At 68.7% G+C, this 25,031-nt stretch carries 28 protein-coding genes; 7 read left to right on the top strand and 21 right to left on the bottom strand.

Translation table 11 applies throughout. The features are described from left to right. The first annotated feature begins 27 nt into the window (after nt 1-27). Entirely contained in the window at nt 28-678 is a 651-nt protein-coding gene (locus AC1U2B_RS06710) for a TetR/AcrR family transcriptional regulator (RefSeq protein WP_480216181.1), read from the top strand. Here AC1U2B_RS06710 and hisI read toward each other — a convergent pair. The 9 genes from hisI to AC1U2B_RS06755 are packed head-to-tail and all read right to left on the bottom strand — an operon-like array spanning nt 675 to nt 7,493. After that, nucleotides 675-1,022, bottom strand: coding sequence for a phosphoribosyl-AMP cyclohydrolase (hisI, locus tag AC1U2B_RS06715; protein ID WP_043398474.1), 348 nt, complete (start codon nt 1,020-1,022; stop codon nt 675-677). The genes AC1U2B_RS06710 and hisI overlap by 4 nt on opposite strands. Then, on the bottom strand, nt 1,019-1,792 hold the full coding sequence (hisF, locus tag AC1U2B_RS06720; RefSeq protein ID WP_480216182.1) for an imidazole glycerol phosphate synthase subunit HisF: 774 nt from the start codon (nt 1,790-1,792) through the stop codon (nt 1,019-1,021). The genes hisI and hisF overlap by 4 nt, the downstream gene beginning before the upstream one ends. Further along, a complete protein-coding gene (locus AC1U2B_RS06725; protein ID WP_480216588.1) occupies nt 1,789-2,601 on the bottom strand; it encodes an inositol monophosphatase family protein in 813 nt (270 codons plus the stop codon). Before AC1U2B_RS06725 ends, hisF begins: the two co-directional genes overlap by 4 nt. Beyond that, nucleotides 2,601-3,332 (bottom strand): bifunctional 1-(5-phosphoribosyl)-5-((5-phosphoribosylamino)methylideneamino)imidazole-4-carboxamide isomerase/phosphoribosylanthranilate isomerase PriA, encoded by a 732-nt coding sequence (gene priA / locus AC1U2B_RS06730; RefSeq protein WP_455979411.1) that lies wholly within the window; start codon nt 3,330-3,332, stop codon nt 2,601-2,603. Before priA ends, AC1U2B_RS06725 begins: the two co-directional genes overlap by 1 nt. Further along, entirely contained in the window at nt 3,329-3,946 is a 618-nt protein-coding gene (hisH, locus tag AC1U2B_RS06735; RefSeq protein WP_480216183.1) for an imidazole glycerol phosphate synthase subunit HisH, read from the bottom strand. The genes priA and hisH overlap by 4 nt, the downstream gene beginning before the upstream one ends. Further along, nucleotides 3,943-4,551: an imidazoleglycerol-phosphate dehydratase HisB gene (gene hisB / locus AC1U2B_RS06740; RefSeq protein WP_020103224.1), complete on the bottom strand. Its 609-nt coding sequence runs from the start codon at nt 4,549-4,551 to the stop codon at nt 3,943-3,945. Before hisB ends, hisH begins: the two co-directional genes overlap by 4 nt. Beyond that, entirely contained in the window at nt 4,548-5,666 is a 1,119-nt protein-coding gene (locus tag AC1U2B_RS06745) for a histidinol-phosphate transaminase (RefSeq protein ID WP_480216184.1), read from the bottom strand. Before AC1U2B_RS06745 ends, hisB begins: the two co-directional genes overlap by 4 nt. A gap of 31 nt (nt 5,667-5,697) precedes the next feature. Next, nucleotides 5,698-7,026: a histidinol dehydrogenase gene (hisD, locus tag AC1U2B_RS06750; protein WP_480216185.1), complete on the bottom strand. Its 1,329-nt coding sequence runs from the start codon at nt 7,024-7,026 to the stop codon at nt 5,698-5,700. 56 nt (nt 7,027-7,082) lie between these two features. Next, nucleotides 7,083-7,493 (bottom strand): SRPBCC family protein, encoded by a 411-nt coding sequence (locus AC1U2B_RS06755; RefSeq protein WP_480216186.1) that lies wholly within the window; start codon nt 7,491-7,493, stop codon nt 7,083-7,085. Between the two features lie 99 nt (nt 7,494-7,592). Here AC1U2B_RS06755 and AC1U2B_RS06760 point away from each other — a divergent pair, with 99 nt between their 5' ends. Together AC1U2B_RS06760 and AC1U2B_RS06765 are read left to right on the top strand one after the other, a co-directional pair. After that, complete coding sequence (locus AC1U2B_RS06760) at nt 7,593-8,414, top strand: helix-turn-helix domain-containing protein (RefSeq protein ID WP_480216187.1); 822 nt, start codon at nt 7,593-7,595, stop codon at nt 8,412-8,414. An 82-nt stretch (nt 8,415-8,496) separates the two neighbouring features. Further along, on the top strand, nt 8,497-8,913 hold the full coding sequence (locus AC1U2B_RS06765) for a nitroreductase family deazaflavin-dependent oxidoreductase (protein ID WP_043398498.1): 417 nt from the start codon (nt 8,497-8,499) through the stop codon (nt 8,911-8,913). A gap of 47 nt (nt 8,914-8,960) precedes the next feature. On the opposite strand, the gene AC1U2B_RS06770 is transcribed toward AC1U2B_RS06765, so the two are convergent. From AC1U2B_RS06770 to AC1U2B_RS06790, 5 genes are all read right to left on the bottom strand, one after another. Beyond that, complete coding sequence (locus AC1U2B_RS06770; protein ID WP_051955002.1) at nt 8,961-9,515, bottom strand: hypothetical protein; 555 nt, start codon at nt 9,513-9,515, stop codon at nt 8,961-8,963. Nucleotides 9,516-9,537: 22 nt separating this feature from the next. Further along, nucleotides 9,538-10,395, bottom strand: a complete 858-nt coding sequence (gene nadC, locus AC1U2B_RS06775; RefSeq protein ID WP_480216188.1) for a carboxylating nicotinate-nucleotide diphosphorylase — start codon at nt 10,393-10,395, stop codon at nt 9,538-9,540. Beyond that, nucleotides 10,395-11,993, bottom strand: a complete 1,599-nt coding sequence (locus tag AC1U2B_RS06780) for an L-aspartate oxidase (protein ID WP_480216189.1) — start codon at nt 11,991-11,993, stop codon at nt 10,395-10,397. The genes nadC and AC1U2B_RS06780 overlap by 1 nt, the downstream gene beginning before the upstream one ends. A 2-nt stretch (nt 11,994-11,995) precedes the next feature. Next, nucleotides 11,996-13,009, bottom strand: coding sequence for a quinolinate synthase NadA (nadA, locus tag AC1U2B_RS06785; RefSeq protein WP_043398507.1), 1,014 nt, complete (start codon nt 13,007-13,009; stop codon nt 11,996-11,998). Nucleotides 13,010-13,208: 199 nt separating this feature from the next. After that, on the bottom strand, nt 13,209-14,051 hold the full coding sequence (locus tag AC1U2B_RS06790) for a hypothetical protein (protein ID WP_480216190.1): 843 nt from the start codon (nt 14,049-14,051) through the stop codon (nt 13,209-13,211). A gap of 162 nt (nt 14,052-14,213) precedes the next feature. On the opposite strand from AC1U2B_RS06790, the gene AC1U2B_RS06795 reads away from it, so the two are divergent. After that, a complete protein-coding gene (locus AC1U2B_RS06795) occupies nt 14,214-14,906 on the top strand; it encodes an NUDIX hydrolase (protein ID WP_480216191.1) in 693 nt (230 codons plus the stop codon). 87 nt (nt 14,907-14,993) lie between these two features. After that, the gene (locus AC1U2B_RS06800) at nt 14,994-16,322 is read left to right on the top strand and encodes a lipase family protein (protein ID WP_480216192.1); all 1,329 of its coding nucleotides are present in this window, start codon (nt 14,994-14,996) and stop codon (nt 16,320-16,322) included. Here AC1U2B_RS06800 and AC1U2B_RS06805 read toward each other — a convergent pair. The 3 genes from AC1U2B_RS06805 to bioB are packed head-to-tail and all read right to left on the bottom strand — an operon-like array spanning nt 16,279 to nt 18,235. Beyond that, on the bottom strand, nt 16,279-16,992 hold the full coding sequence (locus tag AC1U2B_RS06805; RefSeq protein ID WP_480216193.1) for a DUF2567 domain-containing protein: 714 nt from the start codon (nt 16,990-16,992) through the stop codon (nt 16,279-16,281). The genes AC1U2B_RS06800 and AC1U2B_RS06805 overlap by 44 nt on opposite strands. Next, entirely contained in the window at nt 16,989-17,228 is a 240-nt protein-coding gene (gene bsaP, locus AC1U2B_RS06810) for a biotin synthase auxiliary protein BsaP (RefSeq protein ID WP_043398517.1), read from the bottom strand. The genes AC1U2B_RS06805 and bsaP overlap by 4 nt, the downstream gene beginning before the upstream one ends. Beyond that, the gene (gene bioB / locus AC1U2B_RS06815; RefSeq protein WP_043398520.1) at nt 17,228-18,235 is read right to left on the bottom strand and encodes a biotin synthase BioB; all 1,008 of its coding nucleotides are present in this window, start codon (nt 18,233-18,235) and stop codon (nt 17,228-17,230) included. Before bioB ends, bsaP begins: the two co-directional genes overlap by 1 nt. Before the next feature lie 61 nt (nt 18,236-18,296). On the opposite strand from bioB, the gene AC1U2B_RS06820 reads away from it, so the two are divergent. Beyond that, a complete protein-coding gene (locus AC1U2B_RS06820) occupies nt 18,297-18,896 on the top strand; it encodes a TetR/AcrR family transcriptional regulator C-terminal domain-containing protein (RefSeq protein WP_480216194.1) in 600 nt (199 codons plus the stop codon). Between the two features lie 182 nt (nt 18,897-19,078). Here AC1U2B_RS06820 and AC1U2B_RS06825 read toward each other — a convergent pair whose 3' ends face one another. From AC1U2B_RS06825 to AC1U2B_RS06840, 4 genes are read right to left on the bottom strand one after another with little or no spacing between them, the layout of a single operon-like run. After that, nucleotides 19,079-19,585, bottom strand: coding sequence for a 2'-5' RNA ligase family protein (locus AC1U2B_RS06825; protein WP_480216195.1), 507 nt, complete (start codon nt 19,583-19,585; stop codon nt 19,079-19,081). Nucleotide 19,586: 1 nt separating this feature from the next. Beyond that, on the bottom strand, nt 19,587-20,279 hold the full coding sequence (gene bioD, locus AC1U2B_RS06830; RefSeq protein WP_480216196.1) for a dethiobiotin synthase: 693 nt from the start codon (nt 20,277-20,279) through the stop codon (nt 19,587-19,589). Continuing rightward, entirely contained in the window at nt 20,276-21,418 is a 1,143-nt protein-coding gene (locus tag AC1U2B_RS06835) for an 8-amino-7-oxononanoate synthase (protein ID WP_480216197.1), read from the bottom strand. The genes bioD and AC1U2B_RS06835 overlap by 4 nt, the downstream gene beginning before the upstream one ends. A 36-nt stretch (nt 21,419-21,454) precedes the next feature. After that, on the bottom strand, nt 21,455-22,756 hold the full coding sequence (locus tag AC1U2B_RS06840) for an adenosylmethionine--8-amino-7-oxononanoate transaminase (RefSeq protein ID WP_480216198.1): 1,302 nt from the start codon (nt 22,754-22,756) through the stop codon (nt 21,455-21,457). Between the two features lie 112 nt (nt 22,757-22,868). Between AC1U2B_RS06840 and AC1U2B_RS06845 the strand changes: the two genes are divergently transcribed. Beyond that, nucleotides 22,869-25,025, top strand: coding sequence for an acetyltransferase SucT (locus tag AC1U2B_RS06845; RefSeq protein WP_480216199.1), 2,157 nt, complete (start codon nt 22,869-22,871; stop codon nt 25,023-25,025). Nucleotides 25,026-25,031: the final 6 nt, after the last annotated feature.

The raw sequence follows: 25,031 nt of genomic DNA on the forward strand, positions 1-25,031 counted from the left end.
ACGATGCGCGGGTGGCACAGTAGTGGCATGAGCCGCCCGGGCCGCCCCCGCCACCGCGACGCCTTACGCCCCGGCAGCACCGCCGTCGAGCAGATCCTCGATGCCGCCGGAGAACTGTTCGTGACCAAGGGCTTTACCGTGACCTCGACGCGTTCGATCGCCGAGGCCGTCGGCATCCGGCAGGCCTCGCTGTACCACCACTTCCCCAACAAGGAAGCCATTCTCGAGGCGCTGCTCGATGCGACGGTGGTGCCGTCGCTGGAGTTCGCACGGCGGGTGACCCGGTCCGTGGACGACCCGCGGGTCGCGCTGTGGGCGGTGACGGCCGGCGACGCGGCCAGCCTGTTGTCCGTACCGTGGAACCTGGGCCGGCTCTATCTACTGCCCGAGGTCGACGGTATCGAGGGCTTCCATGACCGGCGCCGCGAGCTGCACGCCGTGTACCGCGAGCTCGCGGTCGACGTCGTCGGTGGCCGCGACGAGTTCCGCTGCGGCCTCCCGGTGCGCCTGACCGAGACGGTCATCGCGCAGCGCGTCGACGACCCGGGCATCGCCGGTGACGAAGTGGCCGAGGCCATCGCCGATGCGGCGCTGCGGGTGCTCGGAGTCGATGTCGACGACGCGCTGCGGGCGGCGGGGCGGGCACTGGTCGAGCAGCACCTGCCCGTCCCTGATTAGGACTCGGGCGCGAGCAACTGGTCGGCGTCGAAGCAGCTGTGGTCGCCGGTGTGGCAGGCGCCGCCCACCTGGTCGACCTCCAGGAGCACGGCATCGCCGTCGCAGTCCAGGCGTACCGAGTGCACGTACTGGGTGTGTCCCGACGTCAGGCCCTTGACCCACTGTTCGCCGCGCGAGCGGGAAAAGTACGTCGCCTCACGGGTTTCCAAGGTGCGGGCCAGCGCGGCGTCGTCCATCCAGGCGACCATCAGGACGTCGCCGGTGCCACGCTGCTGCACCACGGCGGTGAACAGCCCGGCGTCGTTGCGCTTGATGCGTGCGGCGATTCCAGGATCGAGGCTCATCGCACCGTGATCCCCTCGGCCGCCATCGCCGCCTTCACCTGCCCGATGGTGAGCTCACGGAAGTGGAACACGCTGGCCGCCAGCACCGCATCGGCGCCGGCCTGCACCGCAGGCGCGAAGTGGTCGACGGCGCCGGCTCCCCCGCTGGCGATCACCGGCACAGTCACAGCGGCCCGCACTGCCCGCAGCATCGCCAGGTCGAACCCGGCCTTGGTGCCGTCGGCGTCCATCGAGTTCAGCAGAATCTCGCCGACCCCGAGTTCGGCTCCGCGCGTTGCCCATTCGACGGCGTCGATGCCGGTACCGCGACGACCACCGTGGGTCGTCACCTCCCAGCCCGACGGTGTCGGGGCGGAGTCTGCCGGCACGGTCCGCGCGTCGACCGACAGCACGATGCATTGCGAGCCGAACTGCCGCGACAACTCCGACAACAGTTCCGGCCGGGCGATGGCCGCGGTGTTGACCGAGACCTTGTCGGCGCCGGCCCGCAGCAGGGTGTCGACATCCTCGACCGAGCGGACGCCCCCGCCGACAGTCAGCGGGATGAACACCTGCTCGGCGGTGCGGCGCACCACCTCGAGCATGGTCGAGCGGCCCGACGACGACGCGGTGACGTCCAGGAACGTCAGCTCATCGGCGCCCTCTGCGTCGTACGCGGCGGCCAATTCGACGGGATCACCGGCGTCCCTGAGGTTCTCGAAGTTGACACCCTTGACCACCCGGCCGCCGTCGACGTCCAGGCATGGGATGACACGGGTTGCGAGACTCACAGGTAATCCTCCGGCACACCAACGGATTTCACGATCTCCAGCATCCTCTCGTGCACGCCGGGGGCGGCGGCCAGCGCCGACTTCGACTCCACTGTCCAGGGCTCACCGGCGAGGTCGGTGACGATGCCGCCCGCGGCCCGCACCAGCGCCACGCCCGCGGCGTGGTCCCAGATGTGGTGACCGAAACTGATTGCGCCGCCGAGGATGCCGGCGCCGACGTAGGCCAGGTCAAGGCCGGTGGCGCCATGCATCCGCACCCGTGAGCATTCCCGCGTCAGGCTCGACAGGACCGCGTTGCGCCATCGCCCCGGGAACCGGCCCTTCGAATCGATGTTGAAGGTCTGGATACCGATGATCGACTCGGCCAGCGTGCTCGGCGCCAACGGCGGCAACACCGACTCCCCGTCGCGGACCGGGCCATCGACGGTCGCGACGTACCGCTGGCCCATGAAGGGCAGCCAGGTCAGGCCGGCGACGGGAGTGCCCTGCCACAGCAGGCCGAGCAGGATCGCCGCCATGGGCGAACCGGCCGCGTAGTTGAACGTGCCGTCGATCGGGTCGAGCACCCACACCAGTTCCGAATCGATGGGCTCGCCACCGAATTCCTCACCGTGCACACCGATCCCGGTCGCCGACGTCAGTGCCGCGACGACCTGGCGCTCGATGGCAAGGTCGATCTCGGTGGCGAAGTCGTTGCCCTTCTTGCGCACCGCCGCGTCCGCCTGATGGCCCGCGATGAACGGAGCGACGGCATCATCGAGCACGCCGGTCGCGACCGCGACCAGCTCTGCCAACCTCGCCGGTTCGATCACTTCACCGCGGCCAGCGCCTCGGGCAGCGTGAACCGCTCTGCGTACAAGGCTTTTCCGACGATGGCACCCTCGACGCCCTGCCCGGTCAGCGTCGCGATGGCCCGCAGGTCGTCCAGGCTCGACACCCCGCCCGACGCGATGATCGGTGCCTTGGTGCGGCCGGCCACAGTGCTCAGCAGGTCCAGGTTCGGGCCGGTCAGCGTGCCGTCCTTGGTGACGTCGGTGACGACGTAGCGCGAACAGCCTTCGCCATCAAGGCGTTCCAGCACCTCCCACAGGTCGCCGCCGTCGGTCTCCCAGCCACGGCCGCGCAGGCGCCAGCTGCCGTTCTCGAACTGCACGTCCAGACCGACCGCCACGCGGTCGCCGTACTCGCCGATGGCGCGCTTGCACCACTCCGGGCTCTCCAGCGCGGCGGTGCCGATGTTCACGCGGGCGCAGCCGGTGTCCATGGCCGCCTTGAGCGAGGCGTCGTCGCGGATGCCGCCGGAAAGCTCCACGGCCACATCGAGTTTGCCGACCACCTCGGCCAGCAGCTCCCGGTTGCTGCCCCGGCCGAACGCGGCGTCCAGGTCCACCAGGTGCACCCACTCGGCGCCGTCGCGCTGCCAGGTCTGCGCCGCCTCGAGCGCCGAACCGTAGTCGGTCTCGCTGCCGGCCTTGCCCTGCACCAACCGCACCGCCTTGCCGTCGACCACGTCAACGGCCGGCAACAAAATCAAACTCATAGCCCCTCAACCCAATTCGCCAACAGCGTCGCACCTGCGTCGCCGCTCTTCTCCGGATGAAACTGTGTCGCCGACAATGCGCCGTCTTCGACGGCGGCGATGAACGGCACGTGATGCGTGGCCCAGGTGACCTTCGCGTCGGCATGGCCGCCCCACTGCTGGGCGGCGTACGAATGCACGAAATAGAACCGGGTGTCCGCGTCGAGCCCCTTGAACAGGATGCTGTCGGCAGCGGCGTCGACGGTATTCCAGCCCATGTGCGGGATCACGGGCGCGTCGAGCCGGGTGACCTCGCCGGGCCACTGCCCGCAGCCCTCGGTCTGGACGCCGAACTCCACGCCCTTCGAGAACAGGATCTGCATACCGACGCAGACGCCCAGCACGGGGTGACCCGCGGCCAGCCGGTCGGCGATGATCTGCTCCCCGCCGATCGACCGCAGGCCCGTCATGCAGGCCTCGTAGGCGCCGACCCCGGGCACCACCAGTCCGTCCGCGGCGGCGGCAGCCGCAGCGTCAGCGGTCACCTCGACGTCAGCACCAACGCGCTCGAGCGCGCGCTGCGCGGACCGCAGATTGCCCGAACCGTAGTCCAGAACAACAAGTTTCTTTGTCACAGAGTGCCTTTGGTCGACGGCACACCGGCCACCCGCGGATCGGGCTCGACGGCCTGGCGCAGCGCGCGGGCGACAGCCTTGTACTGCGCCTCGGTGATGTGGTGCGGGTCGCGGCCGTACAGCGTCCGCACGTGCAACGCGATCTTCGCGTTGAAGGCCAGCGACTCGAAGACGTGCCGGTTGATGACGGTGTGGTACGGCACCGAGGAGCCGGCGATGGTGAAGGACACCATGGACTCCGGCTCACCGGTGTGCACGAAGTACGGACGGCCCGAAACATCAACGGCCGCATGGGCGAGCGTCTCGTCCATCGGGATGAAGGCGTCACCGAACCGGCGGATGCCCTTCTTGTCGCCCAGCGCCTGGCCGAGCGCCTGGCCCAGGACGATCGCGGTGTCCTCGACGGTGTGGTGACCCTCGATCTCGACGTCACCCTTGGCGTGCACGGTCAGATCGAAGCTGGCGTGCGTCCCCAAGGAGGTCAGCATGTGGTCGAAGAACGGCACCCCGGTGCTGATGTCGACCTGGCCGGTGCCGTCGAGGTCGATCTCGACGACGATGCTGGATTCCTTGGTGGTGCGTTCCACGCGGGCGCGGCGGGTCATGAAACTCCTTGTGGGGCTAGTTCCGATGCGGCGAGCTTGGCGCTGACTTCGAGCAGGGCATCGTTCTCCGAGGCCAAACCGACGGTGGTGCGCAGGAATCCGGGGATCCCGACGTCTCGGATCAGCACGCCGGCGTCGAGGTAGCGCTGCCAGGTCGCCGCGGCATCGGCGAATTCTCCGAACAGGATGAAGTTGGCGTCGCTGGGGATGACCCGGAAACCCATGTCGGACAAGGCCGCTGCCACGCGGTCGCGTTCCGCCGCCAAGGTGGCGACGCTGCTGAGCGTCTCGTCGGCATGGCGCAGCGCCGCGCGCGCGGCCGCCTGCGTCAGCACCGACAGGTGGTAGGGCAACCGCACCAGCAGCATCGCGTCGATCACGGCGGGATCGGCCACCAGGTAGCCCAATCGCCCGCCGGCAAAGGCGAAGGCCTTGCTCATGGTGCGGCTGATGATCAACTTGGCCGGGTACTCGGCCAACAGCTCGACACCGCTGGGCTGCGACGAGAATTCGCCGTATGCCTCGTCCAGGATCAGCACGCCCGGCGTGACGTCGAGCAACCGCCGCAGGTCGTCGAGCGGCACGCTCTGCCCGGTGGGGTTGTTGGGGCTGGTCACGAACACCACGTCCGGCCGCTGTGCGCTGATGGCGGCCACGGCGACGTCGACGTCGAGCCCGAAATCGGTGGCTCGCGTCGCCGTCAGCCACTCGGTCTGGGTGCCGTCGGAGATGATCGGGTGCATCGAGTACGACGGCACGAAACCGATGGCGCTGCGGCCCGGCCCGCCGAACGCCTGCAGCAACTGCTGCAGGATTTCGTTGGAACCGTTTGCCGCCCAAAGGTTTTCCGCCGTCAGCGCGACACCCGTCTGTGCCTGGACGTACGCGGCCAGATCGGTGCGCAGCGCCATGGCGTCGCGATCCGGGTACCGGTGCAACTCGGCCGCCGCCTCGGCGACCGATGCGGCGACGTCGTCGATCAGCGCCTGGGTGGGCGGGTGCGGGTTCTCATTGGTGTTGAGCCGCACGGGAACCACCAGTTGCGGTGCGCCGTACGGCGACTTGCCGCGCAGGTTCTCCCGCAGCGGCAGGTCGGCCAGGGAAATCTTGCCCATCAGAGCCTTCTGTTCTTCGCGCAAGCGCTCATCACCGTTCGAACCTCCGGCGTACGGCCTCACCGTGCGCCGGCAGGTTCTCTGCCGTGGCCAACGTGATCACGTGACCCGCAACGTCTTTCAGGGCCGCCTCGGTGTAGTCGACGACGTGGATACCACGCAGGAACGTCTGTACCGACAGGCCGCTGGAGTGCCGCGCGCAGCCGGCGGTGGGCAGCACGTGGTTGGACCCGGCGCAGTAGTCACCGAGGCTCACCGGCGACCAGGCACCGACGAAAATCGCTCCTGCCGAACGGATTCGGCCGGCCACCTCCGCGGCGTCGACGGTCTGGATTTCCAGGTGCTCGGCGGCGTAGGCGTTCACCACCCGCACGCCGGTGTCGAGATCGTCGACCAGCACGATGGCCGATTGCTTGCCGTTGAGCGCGACGGTCACCCGCTCGCGGTGCAACGTGGTGGCGACCTGCGCGGCCACCTCGACATCGGTGGCGTCGGCCAGCTTCTCGCTGGTGGTGACCAGCACGCTGGCCGCCATCTCATCGTGCTCGGCCTGGCTGATCAGGTCAGCGGCGATGTGCACGGCGTCGGCCGAGTGATCGGCCAGGATGGCGATCTCCGTCGGGCCGGCCTCGGCGTCGATGCCCACCTGGGAGCGGCAGATGCGCTTGGCGGCGGTGACGAAGATGTTGCCCGGCCCGGTGATCATGTCGACCGGCGCCAGCTCGTCACCCGTGGTGTCCACGCCGCCGTAGGCCAGCAGCGCGATGCCCTGGGCACCGCCGACGGCCCACACCTCGTCGACCCCCAGCAGGGCGGCGGCGGCCAGGATGGTCGGGTGCGGCAGGCCGCCGTGGTCCTTCTGCGGCGGGCTGGCGATGACCAGCGAGTCGACGCCTGCGGTCTGGGCCGGTACGACGTTCATCACGACGCTCGAGGGGTAGACGGCGTTGCCGCCCGGCACGTACAGCCCGACGCGCTCGACCGGCACCCACCGTTCGGTGACGGTCGCGCCCGGCGCGAGGGTCGTGGTGGTGTCGGTGCGCCGCTGGTCGGCGTGCACGGCGCGGGTCCGCTCGATCGCGACCTCCAGCGCCAACCGCACGTCGGCGGGCAACCGGGTCAGCGCGGCGTCCAGCTCCGCCTTGGGGACGCGCACCGCGGCCGGCCGTACCCCGTCGAAGGTCTCGCCGTATTCGAGGGCGGCCACCGCACCGCGCTCGACCACGGCGTCGACGATCGGGCGTACCTTGGGCAGCACCGAATCCACGTCGACACCGCCTCGGGGCAGCACGGATCGCAACTCTGCGGCAGTCAGCACACGGTTACGCAGGTCGATACGGGACATCTGTAACTCGGCCATCGAGTCAATTGTCCCTGATCAGTCCAGTTCATAAAAATCCGCCATGACGTGGCGGCCTAGCCGACTGTCGAGTTCTCCAGCGCACTCTTGATGATCGGCGCCGCGTGCTCCATCGCAGCCCGAAGTGGACCCGCTGCTTCGTCGGGCAGGACATCGCGCGACCAGAGGAAACGGCAGCGTTGCGGACCAACCGCCACAACCTGCATCACCGCGTTGTCATGCGCGGGGCGCGCGGTGTCACCGATCAACGAGTAGGCGATCCGGCAATCGGCTTCATAGCGACTGACCAGGCGTTCTCGGGCGAGGAAACCGTCGGCGAACGTCACGACCCGAACATCGCCCTCCGGTTCACAGGACACCACGAAGCCGGGGGCCATGCGCACCGGGCCGGCCGCCCAATCCCCTATCACCTCCCACACCTGAGTGCGGTCAGCTTCAACATCGAACTCAACGTGAATGAATGCCATGAGATCAGTCTGGGCGGCATCCGGGCGGACGTCTTGAACATTCTTGCGGGCTGTCGGTGTCGCCCGACGGTGTCGGTCCCCGCCGCTAACGTCCACGGCATGTTGACCGCCCAGACGCTGATCGCGCGGCCCGACTTCAGCGTCACGACCTGGCGTTGCACCGGTGAGGATGAGGCCTGGTCCGAGCCCGAGTGCGCGATCGACGGGCGAGTGGTCCTGGTGCGTTCGGGGAGCTTTCACCGCCGCGGCTCCTGCGGTCCCGTCGAACACGATCCGACGCTCGGCTATCTCGGTGAGCCTGGGGAGCGCGAGCATTTCGCCCACCCGCACGGCGGCGACGTGTGCACATCAGTCCAACTCAGCACCGAAAGTTGGTGGCAGCTGGCCGGCGAACCGCAGCAGACCAGGCCCGCCCCGGTCTATGTGGACGCCCGCCTTGAACTGGCGCACCGGCGGTTGCTGGGCAACGGACGCAGCGACCCCGACTATCAGGTCGCCGAGCAGCTGGTGCAGCTGGTGGGTGCGGCCCTGCGATCGGCGGCGACGCGGCCGATCCCCGCGTCCGATTCGCCGTCTCAGGCTTCGGAGCGCCGATTGGTTTCGCGAGCCCGTGAAGCGATCCGGCACGGCGATGAGGTCGCCGCTGGACTGTTCCCCCTCGCGGCCGCCCTCGGGGTCTCTCCGTACCGTCTGAGCCGATCGTTCAGCAATGTGCTCGGGGTATCGGTGACGCGGTATCGCAATCGGGTTCGGGTCGGACGGGCGCTCGACCACCTGTACCGCGACGACACAACTCTCGCCGATGTCGCGGCCACGCTGGGATTTGCTGACCAGGCCCACTTCTGCCGCACGCTACGTGAGCAGACGGGGCACACCCCGACCGCCGTCCGGCGCGAACTGCGCCGCGTCGCCGCGGGCTAGTTGTTCAGTTCGGCAGAAACGTCGCGCGTGCCCGCGCCGGACTATTGTCCGAGAGCAAGCCAAATCGAATACGGAGGCGTCAATGTCAAGCCGTCAGGAACACCCCAACAACGCCGCCGGCGTGCCGATGATCTTCCCGGTGTGGTTCGAAAACCTCCAGATCAAGTACATCAACCCGGCGCTGCGCCCGTTGTCCAAGAAGCTGCCGGGGTTCTCCGTCATCAAGCACCGCGGCCGCAAGTCGGGCAAGGAGTTCGAGACCATCGTCACCTCGTACCGCAAGGGCGATGTGCTGGCGATTGGGCTCGCCCACGGCAAGACGAACTGGGTCAAGAATGTGCTCGCGGCCGGCGAAGCTGACATTCACGTCTCGCGCAAGGATCTGCACCTGGTCAATCCGCGAATCCTGCCCGCAGGCACGGACGATCCGTCGCTGCCGCGGATCGCGCGGATCGTCGGGAAGCGCCAGGGCGTGTTCGTCGCTGACATCGCGCACTGACAACGAGGGCCACGCTGAATTTTCAGCGTGGCCCTCGTTGTCAGCCGCTACTTGCAGATGTCGTTGATCTGCTTGCTGTCGGCGCCCGCGTCGTCCAGGCGCACCTTCTGCTGCGGGTCGTCGGTCTGCGAGCCGGCCGTCGCCGCCGCGCCGATGTCCAGCAGAGTGTTCGCGTACTTGCGCGCCGCCGTCGCGAGGTCGGCCGGGGCGGCCGGATCGATCCGGTTCAACAGGTACTGGCCACCGGTGATCAGGGCCAGGCGAGCGTTGGCCGCGACGGCCAGCGCGCCCGTCGTGTCGTCCGGCCCGCCGGGGACCGCCAGGTTGGTGTTGATCGCGATGCCCTTGCTGACGGTCTTCATGGCGTCGCAGAGCGCGATCTTGGCCGTGTCCTGCTCGGCCTCGGTGTACGTCTTGGCCTGATGCTTCACCGCGTACAGGGCGTAGCCGCCGATGGCACCGGCGATCAGGCCGATGACCACGGCCGCAATCGCGATGATCTGCGTGACGGACATCGAACCCGAATCCGACGTCGTGTCGGTGTCCTTGGCAGCTTTGCTCAGCGTGGTGGTCTTGTCTTCGGTCTTCTCGTCTTCCGCCATGACCGTGATAGTAACGGCCGAGCTAGGTATCGAGGCCGACGTCGAGCACCCGCACCGAATGTGTCAGCGCGCCAATGGCGAGGTAGTCGACGCCGGTCGAGGCGTAGGCCGCGGCCGCATCCAGGCTCAGCCCGCCCGACGACTCGAGCTTGGTACCGGGCGCGCGGGCGTCGCGGCGCTGCACCGCGATCTGTGTCTGCCAGACCGGGAAGTTGTCCAGCAACACCAATTCGACGTTCTCGCCGAGGATTTCGTCGAGCTGCTCGAGCGAATCCACCTCGACCTCGCACGGCAGGTCCGGCGCCACGTTGCGCACCGCCTGTAGGGCAGCAAGCACCGATCCGGCGGCCGCGACGTGGTTGTCCTTGATCAGCGCGGCATCGCCGAGCCCCAGCCGGTGGTTGACGCCGCCGCCGACCCGCACCGCGTACTTCTGCAGTAACCGCAAACCGGGCAAGGTCTTTCGGGTGTCGCGGATGGCTGTGTCGGTGCCGGCCACCTCCTGGACCCAGCGGGCCGTCTCCGAGGCGATCCCCGACAGGTGGCAGACGATGTTGAGCATGGTGCGTTCGGCGGTCAGCAGAGCCCGCGTCGGTGCCTCGACAGTCAGCACCGCGTCGCCGGGTTTGACCTCGGCGCCGTCCTCGGCGCGGTCCAGGATCTGATAGGCACCCGTGCCGATCACCTTGTCCAGCACCAGCACCGCGATGTCCAGGCCCGCGATGACGCCCGGCTGCCGCGACACCATCGATGCGACGGTGGTGGCGTCGGCAGGCACCGTCGCCGCCGACGTGACGTCCGGCCCGTAGCGCAGATCCTCATCGAGCGCGCGATCGATGATCGCGTGCGCGTCCGCCAGTTCGGCTGCAGTCAATGCCATCAGTTACACACTCCTATCGGCAGGGCGGCCAGCGCGCGCCCGGCGGCGTCCAGCCGCACATCGATCGATACCCCGAACGCCGGATCGCGGTCCGGCCGGTCGCTTCGGTGGTGGCAGCCACGGGATTCGGCGCGGGCCGCCGCTGCCGCGGCCACCGCCGACGCCGTCACGGTCAGGGCCGCGTCCTCGACGGCCGTGCGATCCGACATGGCCGTGCCACGGGCGCCAGCGAGCAACTCGCCCAGCTGCCCTAGGCCGGCCGCGTCGCGCACCACCGACGCGTACCGCGTCATGCCGCGTTGCAGCGCATCGCGATCCAACGCCGGCCGCTTGCCCAGGTCCGGTTCCGGCACCCGGTTTCCGCCGGCGTCGCGGGCCCGCTCCGCTGCCGCTCGACCGGCCCGGCCACCGACCACCAGCCCTTCGAGCAGGCTGTTGGAGGCCAGCCGGTTACCGCCGTGCATGCCGGTGCGGCCCACCTCACCAGCGGCGTACAGACCAGCCATCTCGGTGCGCCCGTACACGTCGGTGACCACGCCGCCGCAGCTGTAGTGCGCGCCCGGTACCACCGGAATCGGTTGGCGCGCAGGGTCGATACCGGCAGCCAGACAGGCGGCGGTCACTGTCGGGAACCGGGCGGCGACATCGGAGACGCCGCGGGCATCGAGGTAGACGTAGTCGTCGCCGGTGGCAGCCAGCCGCGCGTCGATGGCGGCGGCCACCACGTCGCGCGGCGCCAGATCACCCATCGGATGGACGCCGTCGGTCACCGAGTCGCCGCGGCGGTCACGCAGGATCGCGCCTTCGCCGCGCAGCGCTTCGGTGATCAGCGGGCAACGACCGCCGGCCGCGCCGGTGTACAGCATCGTGGGGTGGAACTGGACGAATTCGATGTCGCGGACCGGCAATCCGGCGCGCAGCGCCAGGGCGATGCCGTCGCCGGTGGACCCGTCGGGGTTGGTCGTCGCGGTGTACAGCTGGCCCAGTCCGCCGGTCGCCAGAATGACCGACGGCGCCGTCAGCACACCGGGCCCTTCGGGGCTAAGGACCAGCAGCCCGCTGACCGCTCCGTCGTGGTGCAGTACCTGCAGCGCAACATGATTGGGCCGGATATCCAGCGTCTGCGTCGCAGCGGCCAACGCACGCTGCACCTCAGCGCCGGTGGCATCGCCGCCGGCGTGGATGATGCGGCGACGGCTGTGCCCGCCCTCGCGAGTCAGCGACCAGTCCCCCGGTCCGACCTCGTCGAAAGCCGCACCGGCGCCGACCAAGTCGCGCACCGCGGTATAGCCGTCGGCGACGATCGAGGTGACCGCCTCGATGTCACACAGACCGGCACCGGCCGCGACGGTGTCGGCGACGTGCGCCTGCACCGAGTCATCGGTGTCAGGGATGACGACTGCGATGCCGCCCTGGGCGTACGCGGTGGCCGTCTCGCCGGACTTGCCGACGACCACGACACGGCTGCCGGCCAGCTGAGCGGCACGTGCGGCCGCCAGGCCGGCCACACCCGTGCCGACGACGACGACGTCAGCCCGTTGGCGCCAGTAGCCCCGTCCGCCGCACGCGCCCAGCGGACGGGCCGCGTGGAGGCTCACCGCTACTCCCCGCCGCCGGGCTGCCCGATCCCGATCATGCGCTGCACGCTCAACCGAGCTGCGGCTGCGACATCCTCGTCGACGTTGACTTCGTCGGCGCCGTCGCGCAGGCAGCGCAGCAGCGCAGCCGGCGTGATCATCTTCATGTACGGGCAGGAGGCCCGATCGTTGACGGCGAGAAACTCGGTTTCCGGTGCGGCACGGCGCAACTGGTGCAGCATGCCGATCTCGGTGGCGACCAGGACCTGCTTGGCCGTGGTCGCCCGGGCGGCGTCGAGCATGCCGCCGGTCGACAGGATCTTGACCCGGTCGTCCGGCACGGCGCCCTCGCCGGCCAGGTACAGAGCCGAGGTGGCGCAACCGCATTCGGGGTGCACGAACAGTTCGGCATCGGGGTGCGAACGGGCCTGGTCGGCAAGTTCGTCACCGTTGATGCCGGCGTGCACGTGGCATTCCCCGGCCCAGATGTGCAGGTTGTCGCGGCCGGTCATCCGGCGGACGTGCGCGCCGAGGAACTGGTCGGGGCAGAACAGCACGGTCTTGTCCGCCGGGATCGAGGCGACCACCTCGACGGCGTTGGACGACGTGCAGCAGATGTCGGTGAGGGCTTTGACCGCCGCGGTGGTGTTCACGTAGGACACCACGACCGCGTCCGGGTAATCGGCTTTCCAGGCCCGCAGGTCGTCGGCGGTGATCGAATCGGCCAGCGAGCAGCCTGCCCGCTGATCCGGGATCAGCACGGTCTTGGCCGGTGACAGGATCTTGGCGGTCTCGGCCATGAAGTGCACACCGCAGAACACGATGGTGCCCTCGGCGGCGTCCGCGGCGATGCGCGACAGCGCCAGCGAGTCACCGACATGGTCGGCGATGTCCTGAATCTCGGGCAGCTGGTAGTTGTGCGCGAGGATCGTGGCGTTGCGTTCTTTCGCCAGGCGGCGCACCTCGTCCGCCCACTGCGCGTCGGCGACCACGTCGCCGAAACCTTCGAACTCCGCCGGTCGGTCCAGAACCGTCATGGCCGTCTCCTTTGAACCTGGCCAGGTTTTCGACTTATGATCGAAAACATGCCACATACTAGCACTGCACACGAGAAGTTCACCTTGGTGTACCGCGCGCGACCCCAAAGGACCTGAAAGCCACCCAGCGCGAACTGGCCGCACCGCGAGCGGTCGACCCGGCGCACTCTGGGAAGACGGCTCAGCTACCTACGAGGCGTCAGGACGATTCTGGATAGTTCTGCCAGGTCTGTTGCGTCTGGACGGCGATGGCGTCGTTCGCAGTTCCGCTGCCGTCCCAAAGGCCCCGGCTGGCAACCAGCACGATGGGCCAGAAGTGGGCGGCGACATCACGCACCTGGCGGATCGGGATTCCCCTGGATACGGCGGCGTAGTGCAGCCAGTAATCGTCAGCCCGCGGGCACACCTGGGCGAACGCCTCGCCGCGATCCCGCAGCGCCCCAAGCAGTTCCGGAGGGTAGGCGACACCGGATACGCCTGTCGCGAATACCGTTTCGGATGCTTCGGTTGTGGTGCACATCGGCCAGGTGCCGTACGGGCCATCGCTCCTGATTCGCGCACGAAAGGCGGTGACCTCGCCGGGCCGATGCGCCGCGAGCAGCTCCGCGAGCCAGGTAGGCGGGTAGTAGACGTCGTCGTCCGCTGTGACAAGAGTGGCGTCGGGTTCGTCCGGCAGTATCTCGTTGACGTACGGAAAGTATTTCTTGTGTGGTCCGTAGTCGCGGCAGTGACGAATTTCCAACCCGCGTGCCTGCAAGCGTTTCAATGTTGCCGGCGGATCGAGATACGCGTCGCGGTCATCCAGCCAGAGGATCAGACGGCGAGGCTTCACAGCACCGGCACCGATGGTCTCAATCGTTTGCCACACCGTGGAAATCCGCTTGCCATAACTCGTCAACGACACGTTGGCGGCATCGGTACCGACGACCAGCTCAAGGGACCTGTGGTTTCTCAGGCTCAGTCGCGAACGCAGTGTGCCGAACTCCGCGAAGGTCAACACCCACCCGAGCGGATCTGTTGGATCAACACCAATATTGCGCATGGCCCCCTGGCCCTTTCCCCCACGTAACGACCATGAAGTTTGCTGGAATCGCGCCTGGTCAGTCTAACTACTGGGCGGCACCTGCGCCCGTTACAGCTACGGCCACCCACCGCCCCGGCGGGTGCTTTTGAACTCCGATGTTTTCGACTTAAAATCGAAAACGTGACGGATGTGGGTACTGCGCATGAAGTGCTCGCCGTCGTGTTTCAGGTGCGCCTCCTCGACGGAAAGAAACCGCAGCTCAGTGTGCTGTTGTGGGAGCGCGCCATGGAGCCGCAGCGTGGCGCATGGTCCCTCCCCGGCGGCCAGCTGCGGCACGACGAAGACCTGATCAGTTCGGTCCGGCGCCAACTCGCCGAGAAGGTCGATCTGCGTCAGCTGACCCATCTCGAGCAGCTCGCGGTCTTCTCCGAGCCCAAACGCGTGCCCGGCCCGCGCACCATCGCCTCGACCTTCCTGGGCCTGGTGCCCTCCCCCGCAACACCCGAACTCCCGAGCGACACGCGCTGGCACCCCGTGTCGGCACTGCCTCCCATGGCCTTCGATCACCGCCCGATGATCACGCACGCGCACACCCGGCTGGTGGCCAAGATGTCCTATACCAACATCGGATTCGCCTTGGCGCCAAAGGAATTCACCCTGACCACGCTGCGGGACATCTACGCCGCCACGCTGGGCCACCCGGTGGACCCGACCAATCTGCAACGGGTGCTGGGCCGGCGCGGCGTCATCACCCCGACCGGCACCACGGCCCGCTCCGGACGCAGCGGCGGCCGCCCAGCCGCGCTGTACAGGTTCACCGACTCGACATACCGCGTTACGGACGAGTTCGCCGCCTTACGCCCACCTAGTTAACCTACGGGTCGTGACGTAGGTCACTTTCCGGCCACATTTCGCGAGCCAGAATTGGTTTTTAAGGGTTCCTTAAGACATGATTTCCCGATGACCATGGGCAATGCAGCCAGGGCGTTCGACGCCGAGTGGATCGGCCAGCCGTACCACGAGGAACTCCAATCCGGCACCCGCCCACTGCGCCCCAGCGACGACGCGTTCTACGTCGCGCCCGCCGGCTTCGAGCACACCGCACCCGGCACCGTCCTGCGCTCGCGCGACGTCGAACTCGGCTTCATGGGCGCGATCCCCCAGGGCGTCACCGCCACGCAGCTGCTGTACCGCAGCACCGACCTCAATGGCACCCCGCAGGCCGCGGTCACCACCGTCCTGCTGCCCGTCGGGCACAACCCGAACACCCGGTGCCCGATCGTCTCCTACCAGTGCGCCATCGACGCCGTCTCCGACGCCTGCTTCCCGTCGTACGCGCTGCGCCGCCGCACCCGGGCCCTCGGCTCCGTGGCACAGCTCGAATACGTGCTCGTGGCCGCGGTCCTCGCGCAGGGCTGGGCGGTGTCCGTCCCCGACCACGAAGGCACCGACGGCATCTGGGGCGCCCCGCACGAACCCGGGTACCACATCCTCGACGGCCTGCGCGCCGCCATCAACACCGAATCACTCGGCTTGTACGCCGACGCGCCGATCGGCTTGTGGGGCTACTCGGGCGGCGGCCTCGCGAGCGCCTGGGCCGCAGAGGAATACGCCAACTACGCGCCCGAGCTCAACGTCGTCGGCGCGGCCCTCGGCTCGCCGGTTGCCAACCTGGGCAACGTCTTCCGCCAGCTGAACGGCACCTCCAAGGCCGGCCTGCCGGCCACCGTCATCGCGGCGCTCATGCACGTCTACCCGGGCCTGAACCGCGTCATCAACGAGCACGCCACCGAGGCCGGTAAGGCCATGCTGCGCAACATCGAGGACATGACCACCGCCGAGGCGGTCTTCCGGCACGCCGGACTCGACATGGACAGCCTGCTGAAGTCGCCGCTGCAGGAAGTGCTCGACACGCCTGAGGTGCAGCACGTCTTCGAGGCCATCAAGCTCGGCAAGACCGCGCCGACGCCGCCGCTCCTGGTGATGCAGGCCGTACACGACCAGATCATCAACGTCGGGAACATCGACGAGCTGACCGACACCTATGTCATGGGTGGCTCGCACGTGACCTACCACCGAGACATCCTCAGCGAGCACATCGTCCTGCACCCGCTGGCTGCGCCGATGACGCTGAGCTGGCTCGCCGACCGGTTCGACGGCAAACCGCTGGGCCCCACCGTGCGTACCTCGTGGCCGGCCCTGCTGAACCCGGCGACCTACCTCGGCCTGATCAAGCTGGGCGTCGTCAGCACGAAGGTTCTGCTGGGACTTCCGGTTGGGCGTCGGTAGCGGCAGGAGCCGCGGCAACCGGTAGCCGGACGGGCGCCCACTCCACCGGCGGCCAGGCGCCCAGATCGTCGCGCTTGGTCGCCAGCGTGCAGAACAGATAGACCAGCGCGGCGATGCCGGCCGGGAAGAACAGCGTCGTCGCGATGACCCACGGCGAGTGCCCGAAGAACACCGGCGGCGCCTCGACCAGGTAGCCCACCCGATGCTCGGGAGACAGCGGCGCACCCGCAAGGTCCGGAGTCCCGTACCGCCAATGTGCGACGGCCGCGCCGACACCGGCGAGCGCCCCTGCGGCAGCCACATTGCCGAGCGCCAGCGCACCGGCCAGGACCGGCCCACGATGCGCGCGCCACTGCCACACCAGGGTCGCCGCCACCACGGCGATCACCGTCAGCAGACCGACGGCCAGCGCACCACCCATGAACACCCGGTCCGACTCGTCGCCGAAGTACCCGTGGATGCGCTGACCCTTCTTGGTCAACGCGACGACGGCGTCGACCGGCGGCGCCAGAAACGCCCACAGCAGACCGCCGAGCGCGCCGGCCAACGTCAGGCCGAGGACGACCCGCAGCGCTGCCGCGCGATGCGAAAGCTTCGGCGGCTCAAGGGTTTCGACGCCCTGCGCGAAATTCTGCTCTTCGCGCGGGCGCTCGTCGCCGCCGTCGGTCATCGCTGGGTCTCCAGGTCCTTCGAGTCCACCACCCCGTGCCGCGAGCACTTCGCCCACCAACCGTCGGGACGCACCTGCACCACCATGCGGCGGCCGCATTCGGCGCAGAACCGGGGCGCCTCCAGGCCGAGCTGGGCCGTGGTCGGCATGACGGCGCCGTCGACGGCGTCCGCCGCGACACCGGTGTAGACGTTGAACTTGCCGGCACTGACCGGTGCGGGCAATTCGCGAGTCATCACAGTGTGGCGTTGAGGGCCTTGATCGGCATCTGCAGATCGTCCAGCAGTTCCAGATCGGACTCGGCCGGGCGACCCAGCGTGGTCAGGTAGTTGCCGACGATGACGGCGTTGATGCCGCCCAGGATGCCCTGCTTGGCGCCCAGATCACCGAGGGTGATCTCGCGACCACCGGCGAAGCGCAGCATGGTGCGCGGCATGGCCAGACGGAACGCGGCGACGGCGCGCAATGCGTCGGCGGCCGGCAGGACCTCGAGGTCACCGAACGGGGTACCCGGGCGCGGGTTCAGGAAGTTCAGCGGCACCTCGTGCGGGTTCAGCTCGGCCAGGTTCGCGGCGAACTCGGCACGCTGCTCCAGGGTCTCGCCCATGCCGAGGATGCCGCCGCAGCAGACCTCCATGCCGGCCTCGCGAACCATCTCGAGGGTCTTCCAGCGCTCTTCCCAGGTGTGGGTGGTGACGACGTTCGGGAAGTACGACTTCGAGGTCTCCAGGTTGTGGTTGTAGCGGTGCACACCCATGGCCTTGAGCCGGTCGACCTGCTCCTGATCGAGCATGCCGAGCGAGCACGCGATCTGGATGTCGACCTCATTGCGGATGGCCTCGATGCCGGCGGCGACCTGAGCCAACAGGCGCTCGTCGGGCCCGCGCACCGCGGCGACGATGCAGAACTCGGTCGCACCGGTCTTGGCGGTCTGCTTCGCGGCCTCGACCAGGCTCGGGACGTCCAGCCACGCGCTGCGCACCGGAGAGGCGAACAGGCCCGACTGCGAACAGAAGTGGCAGTCCTCGGGGCAGCCGCCGGTCTTGAGGCTGATGATGCCCTCGACCTCGACCTCGGGACCGCACCACTTCATGCGCACGTCGTGCGCGAGGGCCAGCAGGTCCTCCAGCCGGTCGTCGGGCAGCTGCAGAACCTCGAGCACCTGCTCTTGGCTCAGGCCTTCGCCACGCTCGAGCACCTGCTCGCGGGCTACACCCAAAACATCGGTCGTGGCCTGAGTCATCGGCACTCCTTACTCCAGGCCGACTGCGGCCTACAACTTGAACGGTGTTTAGGATACAGATGTGCAACTGCACCGAAGCGACGTGGTGGCCAAGGCCGCCGAGATCCTGGACAACTACGGGATAGCCGACCTGACCATGCGCAGGCTGGCGCGTGAACTGAGCGTCAGCCCAGGCGCTCTGTACTGGCATTTCGCCGATAAACAGGAGCTACTGGGCGCGGTCGCCGACCGCCTGCTGGCCACCGCGGCTCCCCGCTCGATCAGCGGACCGGCCGACGGACCGTGGCCGGACCGCGTCGTGGCGTTGTGCTCGGCGTTGCGTGACGCGCTGCTGTCCGCCACCGACGGCGCCGAGCTGGTCTCGGCCAGTTTCTCGGCCGGGCGATCGGCCGAGCTCAGCCGCATCGTGGAGGCGTTGGCCGACGCGTGCCGCGAGTCGGGCCTCACCGCCGACGACGCCAACCTCGCGGCCCGCACCATCATCTACTACGTGCTGGGCTTCACCGCCGACGAGCAGTCCCGCCTCCAGTGGGACGCAGCCGGCGCGACCGTGGCCGACAGTGACTCGGTGTGGTCCGAAAACGCCGGTGGCCGTTTCACTTTCGGCCTGGACCTGCTGGTCGACGGGCTCGCGGCGCACGCCATCAGCCGTCGCAACTAGATGCCGCTGGAAAAGTGCGTGAGTTCAATCAAGGGGCGATCCAGCGGAAGTTGTTGAACTCAGGGACAGCTGACAGCCGGAAAGGGTCCCTGGCTGCAACCAGACTGGCTGCAAGTGCCTCGTGATCGAAGCCACGTACTTCTCATCACGTGCAACCTTCCGGGCGGCCGAAGCCGGCCGAGTTAGATCAGATGCTCGGTCCGGGCGTCGCCGTCCCAGTGCCGTAGCCCGACGAATGCACCGCTGATCTCGGTCGGATGGCCCGCGATGGACAACGCCGAGCCGAGCCGGTCAGCCGGAATCCGGCGGCCCAACGTCACGTGCGGCGACCAGTCCCCCGGCTGGGTGTGCGGCATGGCCGCCGACGTCAGGTGGTCGGCCGCCAGCCGGCAGGCATCGGCATGAATCTCCAGTAGCCCGGCACTGGGCACGATCGAGCGCGCCAGCACCCCAGCAGACCGCCCGAACACGAGCGCCGAACCTACTCGGCACGGCAACGGAAATCGGGGCAACAATGTCGAAAGCGATTGGGCGACGGCATGATCCATGCCGCCCGCCACCACGAGCGTCACGTGGGGCCGGGCCGTCGGGCGCTGGGCGGACAGACCCGCGGCCCGCAGGTCGTCCCAGGCGCGCCGGATCACGACCTCGGTGTCGAGGTCGAACAGCAGCTCGACCGAGTGCACCACGTCAGCCGACCAGGCTCGAAACCCATTGCGGATCAAAGGCTTCCGCGCTGACCCTGGCGAACACCTCAGGCGACAACCGGCCCGCGCCATCGGGCAGCACGGCGCGCACCGAGGCGATCTCGTCGAGCGCACCCCGGTTGGACTCTTCCGCCAGCCCCGGCTCCTGAGGCCAGCTGCCGATCACCAATCCGGCGCACGCAATGCCGTGCGCGGCCAGCGACTCGACCGTCAGCCCCGTGTGGTTGAGGGTGCCCAGGCCCGGCGCGACCACGACCAGGACCGCGGCCCCGAGTTCGACGGCCAGGTCGCGCAAGGTGGTGCCGTCGGCGCCGAGTTGGACGAGCAGTCCCCCGGCGCCCTCGACGAGGGTCAGCTGGCGGGGCCGGTCCACGTTCTTGATGAGAGCGAGCAGCTCGTCGCGTGAGGGCAACGTCATGCCGGCCAGTTCGGCAGCGGCGACGGGCGCCAAAGGTTCGGGATAGCGCCAGCCCGGCACCAGCGAGGTGACCCCGGCCAGACGGCCCACTTCGGCCAGGTCGTCGTCACCGTGACCGGCGGCCGGCGAGATTCCGGTCTGCACCGCCTTGCACACGGCGACGTCGAGACCGGCCTGTCGAGCGGCGCAGGCCAGCGCCGCGGTCGCGATGGTCTTTCCGACGCCGGTGTCGGTACCGGCGACGAGCAGCACGGTCACGACTGCACCAGGGCGAGCACCTCGCCGAGCACCCGGCCCGCCAAGTCCAGCTCGGCGTCATCGAGTGACGCACGCGCGGTCAGCCGCAGCCGGGAGGTGCCGGCCGGCACGGTCGGGGGCCGGAAGCAGCCGACCCGGACACCACGGTCCAGGCACGCTGACGCCGCGGCCAGCGCGACCTCGGGGTCGCCGAGGATCACCGAGACGACGGCGGAATCCGGGGTGCCGACGGCGCCGCCGAACCGGGCCAGCGTCGCGGCGTGGGTCAACACGGCCTGTGCCCGCCACGGCTCGGCGATCAGGACCTGAAGTGCCGCGCGTGCCGCGCCGACGGCGGCCGGGGCCAGGCCGGTGTCGAAGATGAAGGTTCGCGCGGCGTCGATGAGATGGGCCCGCACCGCGGCGGGGCCGAGCACCGCCCCACCCTGGCTGCCGAGCGACTTGGACAGCGTCGTCGTCACCACGATGTCGGGCTCGCCGGCCAATCCGACCTCGTGCACCAGGCCGCGCCCGCCGGTGCCGCGCACGCCGAGGCCGTGGGCCTCGTCGACGATCAGCAACGCGCCGTGCCGGCGACAGACCTCGTGCAGGGCGCGCAGCGGGGCCAGGGCACCGTCGGTCGAGAACACCGAGTCCGTGATCACGACGGCCCGCTCCTCGGACCGGCTGACCAGCGCGGTCTCCACGGCGCCGACGTCGTTGTGCGAGGACACCACCACCCGCGCCCGGGACAGCCGACAGGCGTCCACCAGCGAGGCGTGACTGTAGGCGTCCGACACGACCAGCGAGCCCGGCCCGGACAGGGCTGCGACCGCACCGATGTTGGCGGTGTAGCCGGAGGAGAACACCAGCGCCGACTCGGCGCCCATGAAGTCGGCCAGGTCGGCCTCGAAGTCCTCGTGCAGTTCGGTGTTGCCGGTCACCAGGCGCGATCCGCCGGAACCCGCGCCCCAGGTGTGCAGCGCCGTGACGCCGCCCTCGATGACGTCGGGATGCTGCGTCAGGCCCAGATAGTCGTTGGATGCCAGGTCCAGTTCGGTGGCCACCGCGGGCCGGACCCGCAGCGACCGGCGCAGGCCCGCGGCCCGGCGCTGGCGTTCGACATCGGCGAGCCAGGCCAGCGGCGAGTGATCAGTCATCGGCGCGCTCCTGACTCCAGTGCCATTGAACGGTGTTCAGGTTAACGCACGGGCAACGGCGACCACAGCAGAGGTGACCTGGTCGATCTCGTCGGGCGTGCAGATGAAGGGCGGCATCACGTACAGCAGCTTGCCGAAGGGCCGCAGCCACACGCCGTGTTCGATCGCGGTGACCGTGGCCTTGGACATGCCAGCCATGTTCAAGGGCTCCTTCATCTCGACGACGCCGATGGCGCCCAGCACCCGCACGTCGGCGACCGAGGGCAGCTCCGCGGCCGGCGCCAGCCCGCGCCGCAGCCCCTCCGAGATCTCGGCGACCCGGGACCGCCAGTCCTGACCCAGCAGCAGCTCGACAGCCGCCACCGACACCGCGCAGGCCAGCGCGTTCGCCATGAACGTCGGCCCGTGCATGAGAGCGCCCGGCTCGCCGGAGCTGATCACCCGGGCGATCTCAGCAGTGCACAGCGTCGCCGCGAGCGTCACGTAACCACCGGTCAGCGCCTTGCCGACGCACATGATGTCGGGGCTGACGCCGGCGTGATCCGCGGCGAACAGCTCACCCGTCCGCCCGAAGCCGGTTGCGATCTCGTCAAAGATCAGCAGCACGTCGTGCCGGGTGCAGATGTCCCGCAGCGCCGTCAGGTAGCGCGGGTCGTGGAACCGCATGCCGCCCGCGCCCTGGACCACCGGCTCGACGATGACGGCCGCCAGCTCGTCGACGTGCGCGGCCAGCTGGGCCTCGAACGCGTCGACGTAGTCCTGGTCGAACTCCGTGGGCACCCGCGGCGCGAAGATCTGGGGCATCAGGACGTCGGTCCAGATCGAATGCATGCCGCCGTCGGGGTCGCAGACGCTCATCGGGGTGAAGGTGTCGCCGTGGTAGCCGCCGCGCCAGGTCATCAGCTTGTGCCGGCCGGGACGGCCGAGGCTGCCCTGGTACTGCAGGGCCATCTTCGCGGCGACCTCGACGGAGACCGAACCCGAATCCGAGAAGAACACCGTGTCCAAACCGGTCGGGGTGATCTCCACGAGCAGCTGCGCCAGCCGCGCCGCGGGCTCGTGCGTCAGCCCGCCGAACATGACGTGGTTCATGGTGCTCAGCTGCCGGGTGATCGCGGCATCGAGCACCGGATGCCCGTGTCCGTGCACCGCCGTCCACCACGAGCTCATCGCGTCGATGACCTGGACCGGTTCGCCCTCATGGATGAGGGTCAGCATGATGCCGTGCGCCTCGGTAGCAACCACCGCGGGCAACGCCTCGGCGCCGATGGTGCTGTACGGGTGCCAGATGTGGGCGGTGTCGATCGCCGAGATTTCGGCAGGGTTCAGCGCTGGCACGATGACCGAGCCTAATCGCCCGCCCAGCACGTCGGAACCGGCCTACTCAGCGAGCGGGCGACTCGCCGCTACATGAACGCGGCTTGGATCTTGGGTAGATTGACAGCCGACCATGACGACTCTTGCAGCACCGCGGCCGGCGTCGCAGCCCGGGTCGGGCAACGCCGTGCACGTCACCGACAGCGGTGCGGACTCCGCTGCGGGCAACGCGCCGAGCGGGTTCTACCGCCACGACCTGGACGGCCTGCGCGGCATCGCCATCGCCATGGTCGCGGCCTTTCACGTCTGGTTCGGCCGGGTTTCCGGCGGCGTCGACGTCTTCCTGGCCCTGTCGGGCTTCTTCTTCGGCGGCAAACTCCTGCGGATCGCGCTGACACCGCACGCGCCGTTGTCCCCCGGTCCGCAGCTGCGCCGGCTGGTCCGTCGCCTGCTGCCCGCCCTGATCGTCGTGCTGGCCGCGGGCGCCGTGCTGACCATCGCGATCCAGCCGGAAACCCGCTGGGAGACGTACGCCGACCAGAGCCTGGCCAGCCTCGGCTACTACCAGAACTGGGAGCTGGCCGAGACCGCGTCGAACTACCTGCGGGCCGGCGAATCCGTCAGCCCACTGCAGCACCTCTGGTCGATGTCGGTGCAGGGCCAGTTCTACGTCGCGTTCCTGGCCCTGATCTTCGGCTTCGCGTATCTGTTCCGGCGCCGGCTCGGCGACCGACTACGGCCCGCGTTCATCGCATTACTCAGCGTGTTGACCGTCGCGTCGTTCGTCTACGCGATCGTCGCCCACCAGGCCGACCAGGTCAGCGCCTACTACGACAGCTTCGCCCGCGGCTGGGAACTGCTGCTGGGCGCCCTCGTGGGGGCGCTGGTGCCATCCGTCCGATGGCCGATGTGGCTGCGCAATGTGGTCTCGGTGGTCGCGCTGGCCGCGATCTTGTCCTGTGGCGCCCTGATCGACGGCGTACGGGAATTCCCCGGGCCGTGGGCGCTGGTGCCGGTCGGCGCAACCATGCTGTTCATCCTCAGCGCCGCGAACCGCACCGACCGGCTGCCCGCGCCGAACCGGCTCCTGGCCACCGCCCCGTTCGTGTCCCTGGGCGCCATGGCGTACTCGCTGTATCTGTGGCACTGGCCCCTGCTGATCTTCTGGCTGGCCTACAGCGGCCACAGCCGGGCACATCTCGTCGACGGCGCCGCCGTGCTGCTGGTCTCCGGGCTGCTGGCCTGGCTCACCACCCGCTATGTGGAGAACCCGCTGCGCCGGCCGGCACGTACGCCTGACGTCCCACTCGGAACCCGGTTGCGCCGCCCCACCGCGCTGTTGGGGACGGTCGTCGCCATGATGGGTGTGACGCTGACCGCAACGGCATTCACCTGGCGCGAGCACATGAACACCGAACGGGCCAACGGCAAGGAACTTGCCACGCTCTCCCCCGTCGACTACCCGGGTGCACGTTCACTGCTGCACCACGCGAAGGTGCCGAAACTGCCGTTCCGCCCGACGGTCCTCGAAGCCAAGGACGACGTGCCGGCCACGACGGCCGACAGCTGTATCGCCGACTTCGACGACCTGTCGATCCGCAACTGCTCATACGGCGACATCGCCGCCACCCGCACCGTGGCGCTGGCCGGCGGCTCGCATGCCGAACACTGGATCACCGCGCTGGACATCCTCGGCAAGCGGTACCACTTCAAGGTCGTCACCTATCTGAAGATGGGTTGCCCGCTGTCGACCGAGCCCAACCCGCTGGTGATGGGCGACAACCGGCCGTACCCGAAGTGCTACGAGTGGAACGAACTGGTCATGCCGAAGCTGGTGACCGACCACCCCAGCTTCGTCTTCACCACCTCCACGCGCCCCTGGAACATCAAGCCCGGCGATGTCATGCCCGGCACCTACATCGGCATCTGGCAGCGGCTGTCCGATGCGAACATCCCGATCCTCGCCATGCGCGACACCCCCTGGCTCGTCAAGGACGGTAAGCCGTTCTTCCCGGCCGACTGCCTTGCCAGCGGCGGTAATTCAACGTCCTGCGGTATCGCTCGCTCCGAGGTACTGTCCGAGCACAACCCGACCCTTGATTTCGTCGCGCAGTTCCCACTGTTGAAGCCGCTCGACATGAGTGACGCGGTGTGCCGTTCCGACATCTGCCGCGCCGTGGAGGGAAATGTCTTGCTGTATCACGACTCTCATCACCTGTCCGCTACCTACATGCGCACCATGACCGCCGAACTCGGCCGCCAGGTCGGGGCCGCCACCGGCTGGTGGTGAGCTGCC

It is taken from the genome of Mycolicibacterium sp. P4_G11, from assembly GCF_056555145.1.